Here is a 17,922-nt window from a genome sequence, read left to right on the forward strand (position 1 = left end):
GCAGCGCCGACCATTCGGTGATCGCGTTCATCTTGATCGTCTTCGCCTGCTCGTCGGTGAGCAGCGAAGCGTCGAACCTGTCCCACGGAATGTCCTTCTCCATGTCCCAACGGACGGCTTCGAGCGATCTGAAAAGTTCCGGATAGAGCATCGTCGTCATCGTCGTCGCAACGCACTCGGCATCGGCGGTCACGCCGATTGCGTGGACGCCGGCGCGACCGCTTCGGCATCGGGCTCGCGGTCGTCCCGATCGTCGTCCACCGAGCGCGGCGACAGCCGGCCGCGCAGCAATGCGTAGTAGAACTGTCGATAGGTGCGGTGGTAATAGCGGATGCGCGGCGCGATCGCGCCATGCAGGTCGTGCAACCGCTCGATCGGCAGGCTCGGCATCATGTGATGCTCGACGTGATAGTTGTTGCCGTTCGTGAACCATGTCATGAACGCGTTGCTCTCGATCGTCCGCGTGTTGCGGAACGGGTCGGTGCTCGTCAGGTCGCAGCGGTAGTGCTCGGGCATCTCGACCAGCGCATGCACGGGCGCCGCGACGCACACGAGCGGCACGACCCACACCCAGACGGCGAACCACGTGTGCAGCGCGAACGACAGCGCGGCGAGCAGCGCGATCGCCGCGGCCATCAGCAGATAGTCGCGGCGGATCGCGCGCGACACGAGTGCGTTGTCGCCGAAGCGCGCGCCCGGCACGACGAGCTTCGCGACGTTCTTCGCGAACTGGATATAGTGCGCAGCCATCGACAGCCGCCACGCCCACAGCCCCACATTGACGACGGGGCTCGCGCCGTACTGGTCGCCGTAGTCGAAGAACTCCTTGTTCTCCGGCGTGCCGAGCAACCGGTGATGGCGCAGGTGGCTGTCCTGGTACGCGTGGAACGACACGAGCATCGGCATGCCGAGCAGCACGCCGAACACCATGTTCAGGCGCTTGCTGCGGAACCCCTGGTAATGCAGCGCCTGGTGCTGCAGCTCGACGCCGTGCGCATACATCGCGCCGATCAGCAGGATGCCGACGATCTTCACGATCACGAGCGTCGACAGCGCGAACATCATCCCGTGCGCGACGAGCGCGACGTACACCGCCAGCTTCAGCGAAAAGACCACGCCGCTCGGGCGGCTCTTCATGTCTGCAACCGGTTTCGAGCGGGCAACAAGCGATGAGGTGACGGACAAGACGCTCTCCTTGAGCCGGACCCTGCCCGGCACGATGACGCGGCGACGCTGGCGCGCTGCCGGGATGCAATTCTTCTGTGAGTCGATGTTTCGGACAAGCGAATTTTCCGAACGCATTGCATGACGCCTGCGCATGAGCGAACCACATCGTGAACTAGACGACCGGTCGAATGAGACCGACCAGTCACCTCGCGCCTCGAGCACGCTAATCACGCGAATAAGGAACCTGCGCCGGCCTTCGTGGATGCGCTCCGCTCATGCATAGCCTGCATAGATTCCGTTTGTCGCAGCGGATCGATCCGGCAAGAATCCACCTCACTCGACGAACGGCGCCGCCGGCACCGTGGCGCGAGCGGCCGTGTTCCTCAAGGGGAGAACCCTCGTGACGAAGTACGCATCCACCATTCATCGCCTGATCGAATCGCTCGAGGACGTCGCGGGCGCCATGCATCGCATGACGTTCGTCGACGACGCGGGCAACGAGGCGGGCATCACGTACCGCCGCTTCGCGGAAGAGGTGTTTCGCCAGGCCGGTGCGCTGCGCGAGCTCGGTGTGCGCGAGAACGATCTGGTGATGCTCGCGCTGCCCGCGTCGGTCGAGCATGCGGTCGCGATGATGGCCTGCGTGATGACGGGCGCGCTGCCCTGCACCGTGCCCGTTCCCGCGCGGCGTGCAACGGCCGGACGGCAGGTGGCGGACGTCGCGTGCGAGTTGTACCGGCCGCGCATCGTCGTTGCCGCGGATGCGCAGGCCGCGGCCTGGCACGATGCGGCGTTTCCCGCGGCGTCCACGCGCGTCGTCGATCTCGCGATGCTGTCGAGCGCTGCAGATGCCGGCGCGCGTGCGCTGATCAGCGCGAAGAGCGGCCGCGATCCGCATCATGTCCAGCTCACGTCGGGTTCGACGTCGCATCCGAAGGCCGCGGTGCTCAGCCACGAGAACGTGATCGCGAACGTGCTCGGCATCGGCGGGTCGGTGCGCTTCGATGTCGCGGCCGGCGACGGCACCGCGTCGTGGCTGCCGCTCTATCACGACATGGGGCTGCTCACGCTGCTGTCGAACCTCCACTACCGCGCACCGCTGCTGATGATGCAGCCGAACAGCTTCATCCGGAATCCGCTCGGCTGGCTCAAGCGCATCGCATCGGTGCGCGCGACGACGACGTCGGTGCCGACCTTCGCGCTGCGCTATTGCGTGCGCCGCTTCAACGCCGCCGCGATGGACGGCGTCGATCTGTCCGCGTGCCGCAACATCTTCATCGGCGGCGAACGCGTCGACGATGCGACGCTGCGCGATTTCGCCGCGACGTTCGCGCCGTATGGCCTGGCGGCGTCGGCACTGCAACCGTGCTACGGGATGGCCGAATCGACGCTCGCGGTATCGATGCACCGTGCATGGCACGAAGGCGCGGTCGACGGCGCACCGTACGTGATCGCCGACACGCTCGACCGGCGCGCGCTGATCGAGCGCCGCGACGCGCAGCCGGCCGCCGCGAACGACGGCCACGAGACGGATACCGAAGCGGACACCGAAACGGTGCTCGCGATGGGCACGCCGATCGACGGGATGGCGTTCCGCATCCTCGACGACGGCGACCACGCGCTGCCGAACCGTGCAGTCGGCGAAGTCGCGATCCGCGGCACGTCGGTGATGCTCGGCTACCTGAACCCCGACGACGGCACGATCGCCGCGCCGCTGACGGCCGACGGCTGGTTCCGCACCGGCGACATCGGCTACGTCGCGGACGGCCAGCTGCATATCCTCGGCCGCAAGAAGGAAGTGATCATCATTCGCGGCAGCAACTATTTCCCGCACGAGATCGAGGAAGCGCTGGCGTCGCACGGCGCGCTGCGCAAGAGCACGTGCATCGCGTTCGGTCTGCCCGATCCGGAAACCGGCACCGAACGGCTGGTCGTCGCGATCGAGGCGCGGCCCGTCGACGCCACGCCGCAAACGCGGTCCGAGTGCCAGCAGCTGCTCGCGTCGCGCATCGGGTTCGCCGCGCAGGATCTGTGTTTCGTCGAGCCCGGCTCGCTGCCGCGCACGACGAGCGGCAAGCTGCAGCGCCTGAAGTGTCGCGATCTCTATGCGAACGGCGCGTTGCCCGTGATTCCCGCGTCGGCCGCCGTCGAAACGGGCCAGGGAGCGTTCGCATGACGGCCGCGTCGCCTGGCCCCGTGCTCGAACTGCGCGACGTCACCCGCGTGTACGAGGGCGCGGGCCGCGTCGTCGCCGTACGCGGCGCGACGATCTCCATCGGCCGGCGCGACGTCGTCGCGCTCGTCGGCCCGTCGGGCAGCGGCAAAAGCACGCTGCTCAACCTCGCCGGCTTTCTCGACGTGCCGAGCAGCGGGGAACGCTGGCTCGAAGGCCGCCGGATCGACGACGCGCCGGACACGCTCGAACGGATTCGCCGCGAACGCATCGGCTTCGTGTTCCAGCAATTCAACCTGATTCCGGTGATGTCGGCGCTCGAGAACGTCGAGCTCGGCTGCTTCGCGTGGGGCACGCCGCGCACGCGGCGCGAACGCGCCCGCGCGATGCTCGACGCGGTGGGGCTTGCCGCGCGCGAACGACACCGCCCCGGCGAACTGTCGGGCGGCGAGCAGCAGCGCGTCGCGCTGGCCCGCGCGCTCGCCAAGGAGCCGGCGATCGTGATCGCGGACGAGCCGACCGCGAGCCTCGACAGCGCCAACGCGCGGGCGGTCGCCGAGCTGATCCTCGACACCAACCGCACGCTGGGCACCGCCTTTCTGATTGCGTCGCACGACGATCGTCTGTGCGCGCACCTGCCGCGCCGCATCGTGATGCGCGACGGCGTACCGGGAGTGAATCGTGAACTGGTCGACGTTTGCGTGGCGTAACCTCTGGCGCAACCGGCGCCGCACCGTGCTGACGATGGCGATGATCGGCGTCGCCGCGTTTGCGTCGAGCCTCGCGCTCGGCTACGTGATCGCGACGTTCGACGCGGTGCGCGAAGGGTCGATCGACAGCGGCGTCGGCCATGTGCAGGTGTTGCATCACGGCTATCTCGACCTGATCGGCGAACGGCCGCTGCAGTACGGGCTGACCGCCGACGAGCAGGCTGCCGCGACGCGCGCGATCGCCGCGCTGCCCGGCGTCGCGACGACCGCGCGCGGTATCGACTTCGACGGGCTCGTGTCGAACGGCGATCTGAGCTACGGCTTCGTCGGCGAAGGGATCGAGCCGAACCGCGAGCCGCCCGGCTTCTTCGACTATCACACGGTGCTGTCGGGCCGCTATCTGTCGCCGACGCATGCGGGCACCGAAGTCGTCGTCGGCGCCGAGCTCGCGCGCAAGCTCGGCGTGCACGTCGGCTCGGTCGTGCAACTGATGGCGTCGACCGCGCACGGCGGCATCAACGCGACCGACGCGCAGATCGTCGGCGTGATGAGCACCGGCAACAAGGACGTCGACGAACGGATCGTCGACGTGACGTTCACGGCCGCGCAGGCGCTGCTGCGCACCGACCGCGCGTCGCGCATCGCGGTGTTCCTGTCGAATACCGCGCACACGCCGGCCGCCGCCGCGACACTGCGCGCCGCGCTGCCGACGCTCGACGTGCGGACCTGGGACCAGCTCGTGTCGCTCTATCACCAGGTCGTCGCGCTGTACAAGAACCAGTTCTCGGTATTCGGCGCGATCCTCTGCGTGACGATCCTGCTGTCGATGAGCAACTGGATCCTGATGAGCATCGTCGAGCGGCGTCGCGAGATCTCGACGCTGCGCGCGCTCGGCGTGCCGGCCGCCACGGTGCGCGGCGTGCTGATCCAGGAAACCGCGCTGCTCGGCCTGCTCGGCGCGGCCGCCGGCATCGCGCTCGCGCTGCTGACGATGGTCGCGCTCAATCACGCGCAGATCCACCTGCCCGCGCCGCCCGGTCGCGTGAAACCGATCCTGCTCGAATTCACCGTGTCGCCCGCAGCCGTGGCCGCCGTCGAAGCCGCGTTCGTCGTGCTCGGCGTGGCCGCGGCACTGCTCGCGACGCTCGGGCTCGCGAAACGCAACATCCTCGAAGGACTCGCCCCATGAACCGCATTCGCGTAACGTTCGCCGCGCTCGTCGCGTGCGCGCCGCTCGCCGTCCACGCAGCCGACGTGCCGACGGCCCAGGCCATGCTCGCCCGTGCCGACGCATACCGCAGCACGGCCGCCGACACGCAGACGAACATCCGGATCACCAACGAAGTCGGCGGACAATCCGGCGACGCGACCCGCTATCTCGTCTACACGCGCGGCAACGGCGACACGCTCGCGCTCACGCGCAGCGGCGAGAACGACGGCCAGAAATACCTCGCGACCACGCGCGGGCACTGGTTCTACGTGCCGAACACGCGCAGCGCGGTGCGCATCAACGGGATGCAGCGACTGCAAGGCGAAGTCGTGATCAGCGACATCACGCGCACGCACTGGGCGGACAGCTATCGCGCGACGGCGGCCCCGGGCACGACGCCGATCGACGGCAAGCCGGCCACCGAGCTCGACCTGACCGCGACCGACCCCGACAACGTCTACCCGACGATCAAGCTGTGGGTCACGCCCGATACCGACGTGCCGGTGCGCGCGCAGTTCTTCCTCGCGAGCGGCCTGCTGTTTCGCAGTGCGGATTTTTCCGCGCCGGTCGACGCGAACGGCCGCAAGGTGATCCGCAAGATCACGTATCGCAACGAGGTCGAGAAGCAGCGCGCGAGCGTCGTCGACATCCTCGACGGCCAGCCGCGCAAGATTCCGTCGGGCTGGTTCAACCCCGACACGCTCGCCGATGGTCAATGAGTACGACGCCGATGCCGACGCCCATCGTGACCGCCTCCGTTCATCGTCCGGCCGGGCCAGCCGCAACTGGCCGGGGATCGCGCTCGCCATCCCGCTCGCGCTCGGCTGCACGCTCGCGCATGGAGAATCGCTGATGGATCAGCTCGGCACGCTCAACGGTATCGGCTACGCGCGCTCCGTCGACAGCATGGACGGCCGTGCGCTGCTCGGCCGCCTGATCGGCGACTCGCCGCGCAATCTGCAGGAAGCCGGCCTGCTCGCACGCATCGACGGCGAAAACCTGTTCGCGAACGCGCGCGTCGTCGCCAGTAATCATTCGCTCGGCGCGCAAGCGAGCCGCTTCAACGAAGCCGGCGTGCGCTACGCGTTCGACAACGGCGTCACGCTCACGGCCGGCAAGCGGATCGACGCGCTCGACACGTCGCAGGCGTTCTTCCCGCTCGGCTTCTTCCAGAAACGGGCCGCGACGGCCGACATCTACGACCGCTACGGCGACGTCGAAGGCACGCCGCTCGTCGAAGCGAAATGGGCCGGCGAGCAGACCACGCTGCAGTTCATCGCCGGCGAGAACCGCACGCTGCGCAACGACGTCGACAACCGCGACGTCCAAGGCGCGACGCAACTCGTGCGCGGCGCATACAACTGGTCGGGCGGCTCGGCCGCCTTGCTCGCCGGCCGTCACGCGGGCCGCGGCGGCGCCGGCGCGACGCTGTCGTTCGACGTCGCGCGCTCGAACACCGTCTATGCGGGCGCCTGGCTCGAACGCGGCACGACGCGACCGCTGCCGGCCTTCATCGCGGACGGCACGCCGCTCGATTCGGCGGCCGCGTACGACGCCGTCGATCGCCGCAACGATCGCCAGATCATGTGGCGCAGCGCGGTCGGCATGCAGAGCGCGCTGCCCGGCAACCTGTCGCTGATCGTCGAGTGGTCGCACGACGAGGCGCGTTACGACGCCAGCCAGTGGCGCCGGATGGTCGGCGCGGTGCAGGCGAACAACGCGCTGCTGCCCGTCGCGCCCGGCGCCGCGCTGGCCGGCCTCGGCGGCACGGCCAACTTCGTGAGCGTCGACGGCAGCCTGCGCGACTACCTGTTCGCGCGGCTCGGCAAGAAAATCGGCCGCGTCGAGTATTCGCTGCGCGGCGTCTATTCGCCGCAGGACAAGGGCCTGCTCGCGATCGCGCAGGTCGTCGCCGACGTGAACAAGCGCGTGAGCGTCGACGTCGCCGTCACGCGCGCATTCTCCGACAGCCAGTCCGAGTACCGGATGGTCGGTCTCGGCACCCGTATCGACGCCGCCGTGCGCGTGCGTTTCTGACAGGAACCCTGCCATGTCCACGCTTTCCGTTCCCGCTTCGACCGCCACGCCGCCCTCTCCGCCGCTGCTGCGCGTGGCCGACCAGGCCGCGTATCCGGTGCTGCGCCACCTCGACAACCTCGACACGATCGGCGCCCCGCCGCGTGCGGCGGCCCGGCTGGTCGAAGCCGCCGCCGTGCGGCTGCTCGACAGCGAGATGGTTATCGCGCTGCGCGCGTCCACACCGGACGTGCTGCCCGATGCGTCCGCGTCGACGCCGCTTCGGCACGACGAGGCGCCGCTCACCGAAGCGCTGCTCGAACAGATCGGCCGCGAAGGGTTTCATCACCTGTTCAAGCCGTTCATGCGCGCGTTCATCCGCATCATGTTCGGGCTGTTCTTCTCGGACGACCAGAACCGCCGCGCATGCGAGTGCATCGACGCCGGCCACAACTTCGCGTTCCTGATGAGCGACGGCGGCGGCCCGACGCTCGCCGCCTGGCGCACCGTCGTACGCAGCGACGACAACGGGCTCGCGCTCACGGTCGACAAGGTGTGGGGCATCGAGGCGCACCGCGACTGCATGGCCGTCGTGGCGGCACGCCTGCCGGGTGTGATGTTCCCGGCCGCCTATCTCGTGTGGCCCGACGAGTACCGAAAGCTGACACGCGCGACCTGCGGCGCGCCGTTCCTCGCGGGCAACCTGCAGCTCGCGAACGTCGCCGGCCAGGTACGCATCGCCGCCGAGGATCGCCTGCGGATCGGCGGCCCGACCGTGTTCAACAAATACCTGACCGTCGTGCGGCCGTACTTCGTCCGCGCGCTGATGGCGCACGTCGGCTGGCTCGAACGGACCGGCCGCGTCGAGCTCGACGCCGACGCACGCGCGGTGCACCGCTTCATCGCGGACGCCGCGCGCAACCAGACCGACGACGCGCACTACAGCTTCGGCAAGGTGCAGCGCGTGCTCGCGATCAAGCTGCTGTCGAACGAGTTCCTGAGCGCGCTCGTCCGCGACGGCAAGGTGCCGCTGTTCGACGACCAGCGCGATCTGCTGGCGTTTTCGAAGATGGAAGGCAGTTCGTACCGTTGTTATCACGAGCTTCGCAAGAGCCTGCGCTGCGAAGCCGGCAGTTGACCCACGCGACAGGCCGATCGATCCCGATCAATCCAACTCAACTTCAGGAGCTCCCCTCATGACGACCCAGAACGTTCCGGCCGACGCGCTCGACATCCTGTCCCGCGAAGTCGCGAAGATCCTCAACGTCGAAACCGTCGACACGGACGCCGGCATCGGCGAACTCGGCATCGATTCGCTGAACATCGTCGAGCTGATCGTGTTCTGCGAACAGCTTTACGGTTCGATCGATCCGGAAGCGCTGAACATCACGCAATACACGACGCTGCAGCAGCTCGACGCGCAACTGCGCCGCCAGCAGCACGCGGCCTGATACGGCGATGCTCGCGCCCCTTGCCCCCGCGGCGGCGGCCGTCGTCCAGCCGGCCCCGGCGACCGCGCTGACCGTGCAGGCGCTCGCGTACCGACGCGTCGCGCCGTCGCGCGACGGCGCGGCCGTGCCGCTCGACGACACGGCCCGCGCGATCGGCGCACTGGCGTGTGCCGAACGCGAGCGACTGTGCGGCGCGATCGCCGCGGACGACTACGTGGTCAGCTCGACGATCCTGTCGATGCTGCTGATGAACGACTCGCCGCAGCATCGCGTGTTCGCGCAGGCGCTCGCCGGTACGAACGACTACACGCCCGACTGGATGACGTGCTCGTACGAGTGCGCGGGCTGGGGCTACGTGCTGCGCCGCACGCTCGCGACCGCGGCCGAGACCGGGCCGCGCACGCTGCTGCTGCAGATCGTCGACATCGACGTGCACGGCTATACGTACTGGCACGGCAATCCCGCCTGGGGGCGCTCGGGCTTCGGCGTCTGCACGCTGCTCGTCGACGTCGGTCGCGAACCGGCGCAGTCGGTCGTCGCGGAGGCCGCGCCGCCGGCCAGCGCGGTCGTGCGGCTCGGTCGCGACATCCGCACGTTCTGCGCGGCGCGCCCCGGGCTGCATGCGGCGCTGCCGTTCTTTCCGGCCACGTCGCGCCGCGCGCTGCTCGCGTCGGTCGGCAAGACGCCGCTGCTGCCGGACGGCCACGGCCTGTTCGGTCATGCGTTCGGCAGCGACCCGTGGCTGTCGGTGCTGCTCGCGCACCGCGACGGCGACACGCCGCGCCGCGCGGCCGTCTGCTCGCTCGCGCTGAACGGCTATTACGCGATCGCCGACGTCGCGTTCGCGCCGGACGCGACGTTCTCTCTCGACGGCGAGGCGTGACATGGTGCGGCCCGTTCACTTCACGTACCGGATCGCGCGCGACGCACGGCAGCCGGTTGCGGTCGCAGCCAGCGCCTACCGGATGCCGCTCGACACGCCGGCCGACTATGCGCGCGCCGCGCTCGCGGAAGCGGCCGGCGATGCGTATGACGCCGGCAATACGTACGACGTGGCCGCCGGCGAACGCCGCGTGCTGCTCGACCACGTGCAGTATTTCGCATTCCTCGCGGAAATCACGGCGCGGATTCGCGGCGCCGTGCATCCGGACGCGCGCCTGTTCATCGAAGTCTGTGCGCCGTATTTCGGCGCGCTGCCGGCCGAACTGCTCGCGCCGCACGTGCTGCTCGGCGTGCACCTGTACGACGAAGCGCTGCGCGACGCCGCGCGCGGCGCGCCGGTCGTCTGGATCGGCGACCGCATCCTGCGCGATGCGGAATTCGCCGGCGACAACCGCGTGTGCTGCGCGATCTGGCCCGCGCGTCTCGCCGATGCGTTCGACGCGCAACTGCGCGGCGCGTGGCCGGCCTATGCGATCCGGCTCGACCCGCACCCGGGTGCGTCGCGCGCCGCCGCTCCGTTCATCGATTCCGTCCATCATTCCGGCGCCGCCGCGCGGCCGGGGAGACCCTGATATGAATGACACGCTTACCGTGATGCAGGACACGGCCGATATCCGCTGGTCGATGCCCGTCGACGCGCTGATGTCGAACGACTACGCGCTGCGCGAAGAGGCGCTGAACCGGCTGTACGAGAAGGCGAAGGCCGCGCAGTGGGATGTCGCGACCGACGTCGACTGGCGCCACGACCTCGACCCGGCGAATCCCCTCGGCATGCCCGACCCGACGCTCCTGATCTACGGCACCGAGCTGTGGGGCAAGCTCGCCGACGCCGACAAGCGCGAGGTGCGCCATCACGCGCAGGGCTGGCTGCTGTCGCAGATCCTGCACGGCGAGCAGGCCGCGCTGATCTGCGCGTCGAAGCTCGCGTCGGCCGAGAGCGGCCTGAGCGCGCGGCTGTGCGCGGCCGCGCAGATGATGGACGAAGCGCGCCACGTCGAGGCGTACGCGAAGCTCGTCAACGAGAAGCTCGACGTCAGCTACCCGATGAGCCGCTCGCTGAAGGGGCTGCTGCACGACACGATCACGAGCAGCGCGCTCGACATGACGAACCTCGGGATGCAGGTGCTGGTCGAGGGCATCGCGCTGTCGATCTTCCAGAGCGTCGTCGCGTACAGCACCGATCCGTTCGTCAAGGACCTGTTCTTGCGGATCCAGCGCGACGAGGCGCGTCACTTCGCGGTCGGCCGGATCACGCTGTGCCGCGTGTACGCGGAGATGAGTGCGCACGAGCTGCGCGAGCGCGAGGAATTCATCTGCGAAGGCGCGGCCGTGCTGTACGAGCACCTGTGCGCGGACGACATCTGGGAACCGATGGGGCTGTCGAAGCGCGAATGCAGCGCGATGGTGCGCGAATCTCCGGTGTCGAGCTCGATCCGCCGCTCGATCTTCCGGCGCCTCGTGCCGACGATCCGCGAGATGGGCCTGCTCACGCCGACCGTGCAGGCGACCTTCGAAAAGCTCGACGTCCTCGACTACGCGGCGATGCCGCTCAACTGACATGACGATGCCCTCCCCCCACGCATCCCGCGACGCCGGCTTCTGGATCGGCGTCGACGCGGTGGCCTACGAGCTGCCGGGCCCGCCCGTCGATATCGAGGCCTGGGCCGCCGAGCGCGACTATCCGGCGCAGCGGGCGGCCGCGATCGCGCAGTCGGGCAGCCGCTATTTCCATATGGCGCTCGACACGAGCGAGACCGAACTCGCGATCACGGCCGTCGGCCGGCTGCTCGACACCGCGCGCGTGCATCCGTCCGACGTCGGCGCGATCGTGCACGTGCACACGCAGCAGTTCAGCGTGCCGCCAGCGCCGCGCAGCCTGCCGCATGAAGTGGCCGCGCAATTCGGCATCGAGCCGCTGTGGCTCGGCTCCGTCGCGCAACTGAACTGCGTGTCGGTCGCGGCCGGCATCGAGACCGTGCGCGCGCTGATGCGCCGCCATCCGCAGCTCGATGCGGCGCTCGTCGTGTCGTCCGACCGCGTGTACGGCGAGGATTACCGGATGCGGCAGATGACGGGCGTGCAGTGCGACGGCGCGGCCGCGATGCTGATCGCGCGCAACAGCACGAAGAACCGGCTCGGCGGCATCGCGATCGAGACGCACGCGAAATGGCATCGCGGGTCGGACACCGTCGCCGCGAACGAGGCCGACCTGATCATGATGGAGTGGCCGTACACGCGCCGCGCGATCGACGCGGCCGTCGCGCTCGAGCCGCATGCGCTCGACGCATACGATCTCGTGCTGCCGCACAACGCCGACCTGCCCGGCTGGAACGCGCTGTGCCGCGCGATGCGCGTGCCGGCCGAGCGGCTGTATGCGGAAAACATCCATGCGCGCGGCCACGCGTGCTGTTCGGATTTTCCGATCAACCTGGCCGACGTGGGGCTCGATGCACTCGCGCGCGGCCGGCGCGTGCTCGGCGTGATGCAGTCGAACTGCGGCGCGTATGCGGCCGCCACGCTTCATCCGGTAGGTCGCCATGACGCCTGAGCGCCCGCTTCCGCCCGCCGGCGACTACGCATGGATCGCCGACCTGCGCACGCCGTGCTACGTGTACGAGCCGGACGTCGCGATCGCCCGCTACCGGTCGCTGAAGGCGCGGCTCGGCACGCGGCTGATCGTGTCGCTGAAGGCGAACCCGAACCAGGACATGCTCGCGCGTTGCGCGCATGCGTACGAGGACGGCGTCGAACTCGCGAGCCGCGGCGAACTCGACGCGGTGATCGGCCGGATCAAGACGCCGCGCTACCTGAACAATCCGTCGATGGACGAGATGTTCATGCGCGCGGGGCTCGCGTCGCGCTGCCATTTCGTGCTCGACAACCCGGACGCGGTCGCGCGTTTCGTGCCGCTCGCGCGCGAAGCGGCGGCCGGCGGCAGCACGCCCGGCGCGGTGCTGCTGCGCGTGAACGCCGGCGCGCTGGCAGGCGTCCACGCGAAGGCACTGTGGCACGACCACTTCGGGATGACGCCGAACGAGGCGCACGACGCGGTGCGCACGCTCGCGGCCGCCGGCTTGCCCGTGGCCGGGCTGCACGTGTTCTCCGGCCCGCATTCGTTCATCCGCCAGGACGCGACGCAGCCCGACACGCTCGTGCTGCCCGAATTGCTCGCGGCGCTGGCCCGCGATCTCGCGCCGGCCAACGGTGCGCCGCTCGGCGCGCTGAGCCTCGGCGGCGGCTTTGCCGACGATCACCCGGGCGATGCCGCGTTCGAACGCTATGCCGCCGCGCTCGCGCCGCTGGCCGGCCGGTATTCGCTCGCTCACGAATCCGGCCGCGCGATCTTCGCCGATGCGGGCGTGTTCGCGACGCGCGTCGTCGCGGTGAAGGCGTGGCAGGACCGCACGATCGCCGTCTGCGACGGCGGCCTGTCGCATGCGTTCCTGCTCGCGCAGACCGAATCGGTGATGCGCCGCCTGGCCGCGCCGTCGCTCGTGCGCCGCGCACCCGCGCCTGCGCCTCGCGGCGTGCCGACGCTTTACGTCGGCAGCACCTGCAGCCGCGCGGACGTGATCGGCCGCGACGACACGGGCGCGCCGCCCCAGGTCGGCGACATCGCCGTGTTCGCACGCTGCGGCGCGTATCACCGCACGTACTCGATGGCGCATTTCCTGTCCCACGAAGCCGCGCACGTGTACGTGCGGCCGGCCTAGACCTTCCAGAGGAGCCGATCATGAACGCATTGATCAGCATCGCCGACCTGCTCGAACACGGCGCGCAGCGCTGGCCGCAGCGTCCGGCGTATGCCGACGGCGGCGGCACACTGACTTACGACCAGCTCGCCCGCGCGGTCCGGCGCGCCGCCGCCGTGCTGGCGGCGCGCGGCGTGCAGCCCGGCGAACGCATCGCGATCTACGCGCCGAAGCGCATCGAAACCGTGGTCGCGATGCTCGCGGCCAACGCACTCGGCGCGATCTTCGTGCCGGTCAATCCGCAGTTGAAGGAAGCGCAGATCGAACATATCGTCGCCGACAGCGGCGCCGCGCTGTTCGTGACCGGCGCGCAGCGGCTCAAGCGCCTGCCGGCGCTCGCCGCGCTCGTCGGCGAACGCGTGATGCTGATGGAGGCACTGGCCGATGCGATCGACTCGCCCGGCACCGACACGCCGGCGTCGGCAGCGGCCGCCGCCGGCCGCCCGGTCGACGACGATCCGGCCGCGCTGCTCTACACGTCCGGCTCGACCGGCAAGCCGAAAGGCGTCGTCGTGTCGCACCGCAACCTGGTGTCGGGCGCGTTCAGCGTCGCCGCGTACCAGGGGCTCGCCGAAGACGACGTCGTGCTCGGCGTGCTGCCGCTCAGCTTCGATGCGGGCCTGAGCCAGCTCACGACCGCGCTGGCGTCCGGCGCGTGCTATACGCCGCTCGACTTCCTGCAGCCGGCCGAAGTGCCGCGCCATTGCGACGCGTTCGGCGTCACGTCGATCACCGGCGTGCCGCCGCTGTGGATGCAACTCGCGTCCGCCGGCTGGAGCGACGCCGCGCGCACGCGGATCCGCCGCTTCGCGAATACCGGCGGGCATCTCGCGACGCCGCTGCTGCACCGGCTGCAGGCGCTGTTCACGCATGCGTCGCCCTACCTGATGTACGGGCTGACCGAGGCGTTCCGCTCGACGTACCTCGCGCCGGCCGATGCGGCGCGGCGCCCGACCTCGATCGGCAAGGCCGTGCCGAACGCGGAAATCCTCGTGCTGCGCGCGGACGGCAGCGAATGCGCGGCCGACGAACCCGGCGAACTCGTGCATCGCGGCGCGTTCGTCACGCTCGGCTACTGGAACCGGCCCGAGCTGACCGCGCAGCGCTTTCGCCCGCTGCCGCGCCGGCACGGCGAGATCCCGCGCCCGGACGTCGCCGTGTGGTCCGGCGACATCGTGCGGCGCGACGCGGACGGCTACCTGTATTTCGTCGCGCGCGGCGACGACATGATCAAGACGTCCGGCTATCGCGTAAGCCCGACCGAGGTCGAGGACGTGCTGTTCGCGTTGCCGCACATCCGCGAGGCCGCCGTGTTCGGCGTGCCGCACCCGGCGCTCGGCGAGGCGATCGCCGCGTGCGTCGTGTCTACGCTCGACGCCGGCGCCTGCCGCGCCGACATCGCGCGGGCGTGCCGCGACGCGTTGCCCACCTACATGAACCCGCTCGTCGTCGAGCCGCTGCCGGCGTTGCCGCGCAACCCGAACGGCAAGATCGACCGACCGGCGCTGAAAGCGCAGTATCGCGACGCATTCGCGCGCCCGAACCTCGAGGAGACCGCCGCATGACCCTGTCGACGCTCGATGAAACCTGTATCGGCGCGCCCCGCGTCGCCGCGCCCGGCACGCTCGCGTTGTCCGGCGGCGTCGTGGTGCTGCCGCCCGCCGTCGTGTTCAGCGCGATCCAGGCGCAGGAGCGCCATCCCGGCTACCGGCACCTGCTGCTGCCGCAGGCGCGCTTTGCGCGGCCGCGCGGCACGGGCGCGCTGACGCCCGACGAAGGCACGCGCCTCGCGCCGGGCGGCCGGCCCGCGCTGCGCGTCGCGCCGCCCGGGCGCAGCCTCGCCGATCTGGCCGCCGATGCCGCGCTCGACCTGCGCGATCAGCTCGGCTCCGGCGCGCTTGCGCGCACGACGCACGTGATCGTCGCGAGCTGCGCACTCAACGAAGGCATCGGCGACTCGGTCGTCGGCCGCATGCAGTACGAACTCGGGCTGCAGCGCGTGACGCCGTTCGCGCTCGGCCAGAACGGCACGCTCGGCTGGTATTCCGCGCTGATGCTGCTCGACGGGCTGCTCGACGAAGGCGACCAGGCGCTCGTGATCCTCAGCGACAAGTGGCTCTATCCGTTCTTCCGCCAGTTCGGCGACCTGGTCGGCTACGGCGACGCGGCCGCGGCACTGCTCGTCTCGCGCGCGGGCCCGGCGCCGGAGCCGGCCGCGTGGGGCGGCGTGCGGGCCGTCGCGCTCGAATTCGGGCCATCGATCGCCGATCCGTGGGCCGATGCGCCGGTCACGCTGCGCGACACGCTCGCGCCGGTCGCCGCCCGCGCGATCCGCCGCGCGCTCGAGCAGGCCAACCTGCGCGCGAGCCAGATCGACTGGTGCGTGCCGCCCGGTTTCGATCCCGGCTTCGCGGCGCGCGTGGCCGACGCCGCGTCGATTCCGGTCGCCGCGCGCATCCAGCACGACGGATCGGGCCATCTGTCGTCCGCCGAATCGGCCGCCGCGCTGATCCGGCTCGCGGGCGCGCTGGACGAAGGCGAACGCCGCACGGTGCTCGTGTGGGATGCGGCGCTGCACGGCGCGGCGGCCGCGGCCGTCGTCGATCTGGCCGGCGGCCTCGACGCCGCGCTCGATATCGAAGGAGACGCATGATGAGCGCATACAAGGTCAGCCTGCGCGAACTGCGCTTCTTTCTGTGGGAACTGTTCGAGGCCGACCGGCAGTTTCTCGAACATGGGCCGTACAGCGCGCACGACCGCGCGTCAGTGGATGCGCTGCTCGAACGCGCACGCGATTTCGCGCTCGACCTCGGCCGCAGCTACCAGCAGGCCGACGTCGAGGGCTGCACGCTGCTCGACGACGGCCAGGTACGGATTCCTTCGCATTTCCACGCGCTGTGGGCGCGCTTTCGCGACGAGTGGTCGAACACGCTGTTCGGCACCGCGCATGGGCTGCCGCCGATCGTCACGCAGATGATCTACGAGATGTTCATGGGCGCGAATCCGTCGTTCATGACCTACGGCGGCTTCACGCGCCCCGCGATCAAGCTGCTGCAGATGCACGGCACGCCGCACCAGAAAGCGCTCGTCGCGCCGCTCGAAGCGTACCGCTGGGATGCGTGCTTCTGCGCGACCGAGCCGCAGGCCGGCACCGACCTCACCGCGGTCGCGCTGCGTGCGACGCCGCTCGAACGCGACATCTACGCGATCGACGGCGAGAAAGTCTATATCTCGGCCGGCATGCACGAGCTGACGGAGAACACGCTGTACTTCGTGCTCGGCCGCATCGACACGGCGTCGCCGGATTCGTTCTCGCTGTCGTGCCTCGTCGTGCCGCGCTTCTGGCCCGACGAGGCAACCGGCGAACTGCAACCGAACCACGTCGACTGCATCGGCCTGCCGCGCAAGATGGGGCTGAAGGGTTGCGCGAACACGCACCTCGTGTTCGGCGCGAACGGCACGACCAAGGGCTGGCTGCTCGGCGGCCGGCGCAACGTCGGGTTGCTGCAGCTGATGCCGCTGATGAACCAGGCGCGGATGAGCACCGGGATGTTCGGCGTCGGCGTCGCGTCGAGCGCGTACCTGCATGCGGTCGAGTATGCGGGCCGCCGGCTGCAGGGCCGGCCGATCGAGCGCGCATCGAACACGAATGCCGCGCGCGTCGCGATCGTCGAGCACGCGGACGTGCAGCGCATGCTGGTCGACATGAAAAGCCGCGTCGACGGCTGCCGCGGGCTGCTCGGCAAGCTCGCGGCGACCGCGACGCGCGCGGCGATGCTCGAAGCGACGCCCGACGCCGACCCGGCCGAGATCGAACGCCATCGCAAGCTGCAACTGCTGCTGACGCCGATCTGCAAGGCGTTCATTTCCGACCAGGCGTGGCGCATCTGCGAGACGGCGATCCAGGTGCACGGCGGGCTCGGCTACACCGACGCGAGCCCCGTCGAGCAGAACGCGCGCGACGTGAAGATCCTGTCGATCTGGGAAGGCACGAACTACATCCAGGCGCAGGACCTCGTGCGCGACAAGCTCGGCTTCGGCCGTCATTCGCGGCTGATCCAGTACTACCGCGACGAACTCGACGCATTCCTCGCCCATCAGCATCAACCCGGCACGCATGCGGAGCTGCGGCCGCTGTTCGATGCGCTGCGTGCGGGCGCCGACCGGATCGCCGCCGCGCTCGACGACATCGCGCGCGACGTGCAGGACGGCCACACGCATCGCAGCAGCCAGTTCTACACGCGCTTCCTGGAGATGTTCGGCGTGGTCACGTCGGCGTGGGTGCTGCTCGAATCGGCGACGATCGCCGCGCGCCGGCTCGACGCGCCCGAAACGGCCGACGCGCCGGCCGAGCTCGCGTTCTATCGCGGCAAGCTGAAAAGCGCGCGCTACTACTTCGCGAACGTGCTGCCCGTCGTCGACCAGCACGCGGCCGTGATCGCCGCGATGGCGCACGCGGCGATCAGCGTCAGCAGCGACGAACTCGCCGCGGCGGAATGAC

16 protein-coding genes and 1 pseudogene are annotated in these 17,922 nt (G+C 69.8%); 15 read left to right on the forward strand and 2 right to left on the reverse strand.

The genetic code is table 11. The features are described 5' to 3' along the window. Window positions 1-160: pseudogene (locus tag WT97_RS26605) on the reverse strand (ferritin-like domain-containing protein); the annotation flags it as partial. Window positions 161-189: 29 nt separating this feature from the next. Beyond that, on the reverse strand, window positions 190-1,137 hold the full coding sequence (locus WT97_RS26610; protein WP_059790084.1) for a fatty acid desaturase: 948 nt from the start codon (window positions 1,135-1,137) through the stop codon (window positions 190-192). A 430-nt stretch (window positions 1,138-1,567) separates the two neighbouring features. On the opposite strand from WT97_RS26610, the gene WT97_RS26615 reads away from it, so the two are divergent. From WT97_RS26615 to WT97_RS26685, 15 genes are read left to right on the forward strand one after another with little or no spacing between them, the layout of a single operon-like run. Further along, complete coding sequence (locus WT97_RS26615) at window positions 1,568-3,343, forward strand: fatty acyl-AMP ligase (RefSeq protein WP_257128559.1); 1,776 nt, start codon at window positions 1,568-1,570, stop codon at window positions 3,341-3,343. Beyond that, on the forward strand, window positions 3,340-4,050 hold the full coding sequence (locus WT97_RS26620; RefSeq protein ID WP_060354682.1) for an ABC transporter ATP-binding protein: 711 nt from the start codon (window positions 3,340-3,342) through the stop codon (window positions 4,048-4,050). Before WT97_RS26615 ends, WT97_RS26620 begins: the two co-directional genes overlap by 4 nt. Further along, window positions 4,022-5,239, forward strand: coding sequence for an ABC transporter permease (locus WT97_RS26625; protein ID WP_060037121.1), 1,218 nt, complete (start codon window positions 4,022-4,024; stop codon window positions 5,237-5,239). The genes WT97_RS26620 and WT97_RS26625 overlap by 29 nt, the downstream gene beginning before the upstream one ends. Next, a complete protein-coding gene (locus WT97_RS26630; protein ID WP_060354683.1) occupies window positions 5,236-5,979 on the forward strand; it encodes an outer membrane lipoprotein-sorting protein in 744 nt (247 codons plus the stop codon). The genes WT97_RS26625 and WT97_RS26630 overlap by 4 nt, the downstream gene beginning before the upstream one ends. Continuing rightward, window positions 5,969-7,297, forward strand: coding sequence for a hypothetical protein (locus WT97_RS26635; protein ID WP_060354684.1), 1,329 nt, complete (start codon window positions 5,969-5,971; stop codon window positions 7,295-7,297). Before WT97_RS26630 ends, WT97_RS26635 begins: the two co-directional genes overlap by 11 nt. Window positions 7,298-7,310: 13 nt before the next feature. Then, entirely contained in the window at window positions 7,311-8,414 is a 1,104-nt protein-coding gene (locus WT97_RS26640; RefSeq protein ID WP_059498687.1) for a hypothetical protein, read from the forward strand. A gap of 58 nt (window positions 8,415-8,472) precedes the next feature. Beyond that, window positions 8,473-8,727: an acyl carrier protein gene (locus WT97_RS26645; protein WP_011350104.1), complete on the forward strand. Its 255-nt coding sequence runs from the start codon at window positions 8,473-8,475 to the stop codon at window positions 8,725-8,727. 7 nt (window positions 8,728-8,734) lie between these two features. Then, entirely contained in the window at window positions 8,735-9,610 is an 876-nt protein-coding gene (locus tag WT97_RS26650) for a hypothetical protein (protein WP_060354685.1), read from the forward strand. 1 nt (window position 9,611) lies between these two features. Next, window positions 9,612-10,241 (forward strand): hypothetical protein, encoded by a 630-nt coding sequence (locus WT97_RS26655; protein ID WP_060037112.1) that lies wholly within the window; start codon window positions 9,612-9,614, stop codon window positions 10,239-10,241. 1 nt (window position 10,242) lies between these two features. After that, on the forward strand, window positions 10,243-11,226 hold the full coding sequence (locus tag WT97_RS26660; protein WP_059498690.1) for a ferritin-like domain-containing protein: 984 nt from the start codon (window positions 10,243-10,245) through the stop codon (window positions 11,224-11,226). A 1-nt stretch (window position 11,227) separates the two neighbouring features. Beyond that, on the forward strand, window positions 11,228-12,217 hold the full coding sequence (locus WT97_RS26665) for a 3-oxoacyl-ACP synthase (protein WP_060354686.1): 990 nt from the start codon (window positions 11,228-11,230) through the stop codon (window positions 12,215-12,217). Beyond that, on the forward strand, window positions 12,207-13,382 hold the full coding sequence (locus WT97_RS26670) for a PLP-dependent decarboxylase (protein WP_060037108.1): 1,176 nt from the start codon (window positions 12,207-12,209) through the stop codon (window positions 13,380-13,382). The genes WT97_RS26665 and WT97_RS26670 overlap by 11 nt, the downstream gene beginning before the upstream one ends. A 20-nt stretch (window positions 13,383-13,402) precedes the next feature. After that, window positions 13,403-14,986: an acyl-CoA ligase (AMP-forming), exosortase A system-associated gene (locus WT97_RS26675; protein ID WP_060354687.1), complete on the forward strand. Its 1,584-nt coding sequence runs from the start codon at window positions 13,403-13,405 to the stop codon at window positions 14,984-14,986. Continuing rightward, a complete protein-coding gene (locus tag WT97_RS26680) occupies window positions 14,983-16,074 on the forward strand; it encodes a hypothetical protein (RefSeq protein WP_059498694.1) in 1,092 nt (363 codons plus the stop codon). Before WT97_RS26675 ends, WT97_RS26680 begins: the two co-directional genes overlap by 4 nt. Further along, window positions 16,074-17,921 carry an acyl-CoA dehydrogenase gene (locus WT97_RS26685; protein ID WP_060354688.1) on the forward strand — a complete coding sequence of 616 codons (1,848 nt, stop codon included), beginning with the start codon at window positions 16,074-16,076 and terminating at the stop codon, window positions 17,919-17,921. Before WT97_RS26680 ends, WT97_RS26685 begins: the two co-directional genes overlap by 1 nt. Window position 17,922: the final 1 nt, after the last annotated feature.

The sequence above is a fragment of the Burkholderia sp. MSMB1459WGS genome, from assembly GCF_001534535.1.
Lineage (GTDB): Bacteria > Pseudomonadota > Gammaproteobacteria > Burkholderiales > Burkholderiaceae > Burkholderia.

What these genes read in the sequence shown, in the direction of transcription:
- WT97_RS26620 (WP_060354682.1), top strand. Translation starts at nt 3,340, where the DNA reads ATGACGGCCGCGTCGCCTGGCCCCGTGCTCGAACTGCGCGACGTCACC.
- WT97_RS26610 (WP_059790084.1), bottom strand. Translation starts at nt 1,137, where the DNA reads ATGAAGAGCCGCCCGAGCGGCGTGGTCTTTTCGCTGAAGCTGGCGGTG.
- WT97_RS26645 (WP_011350104.1), top strand. Translation starts at nt 8,473, where the DNA reads ATGACGACCCAGAACGTTCCGGCCGACGCGCTCGACATCCTGTCCCGC.
- WT97_RS26685 (WP_060354688.1), top strand. Translation starts at nt 16,074, where the DNA reads ATGAGCGCATACAAGGTCAGCCTGCGCGAACTGCGCTTCTTTCTGTGG.
- WT97_RS26665 (WP_060354686.1), top strand. Translation starts at nt 11,228, where the DNA reads ATGACGATGCCCTCCCCCCACGCATCCCGCGACGCCGGCTTCTGGATC.
- WT97_RS26655 (WP_060037112.1), top strand. Translation starts at nt 9,612, where the DNA reads ATGGTGCGGCCCGTTCACTTCACGTACCGGATCGCGCGCGACGCACGG.
- WT97_RS26660 (WP_059498690.1), top strand. Translation starts at nt 10,243, where the DNA reads ATGAATGACACGCTTACCGTGATGCAGGACACGGCCGATATCCGCTGG.
- WT97_RS26640 (WP_059498687.1), top strand. Translation starts at nt 7,311, where the DNA reads ATGTCCACGCTTTCCGTTCCCGCTTCGACCGCCACGCCGCCCTCTCCG.
- WT97_RS26670 (WP_060037108.1), top strand. Translation starts at nt 12,207, where the DNA reads ATGACGCCTGAGCGCCCGCTTCCGCCCGCCGGCGACTACGCATGGATC.
- WT97_RS26650 (WP_060354685.1), top strand. Translation starts at nt 8,735, where the DNA reads ATGCTCGCGCCCCTTGCCCCCGCGGCGGCGGCCGTCGTCCAGCCGGCC.
- WT97_RS26630 (WP_060354683.1), top strand. Translation starts at nt 5,236, where the DNA reads ATGAACCGCATTCGCGTAACGTTCGCCGCGCTCGTCGCGTGCGCGCCG.
- WT97_RS26675 (WP_060354687.1), top strand. Translation starts at nt 13,403, where the DNA reads ATGAACGCATTGATCAGCATCGCCGACCTGCTCGAACACGGCGCGCAG.
- WT97_RS26680 (WP_059498694.1), top strand. Translation starts at nt 14,983, where the DNA reads ATGACCCTGTCGACGCTCGATGAAACCTGTATCGGCGCGCCCCGCGTC.
- WT97_RS26635 (WP_060354684.1), top strand. Translation starts at nt 5,969, where the DNA reads ATGGTCAATGAGTACGACGCCGATGCCGACGCCCATCGTGACCGCCTC.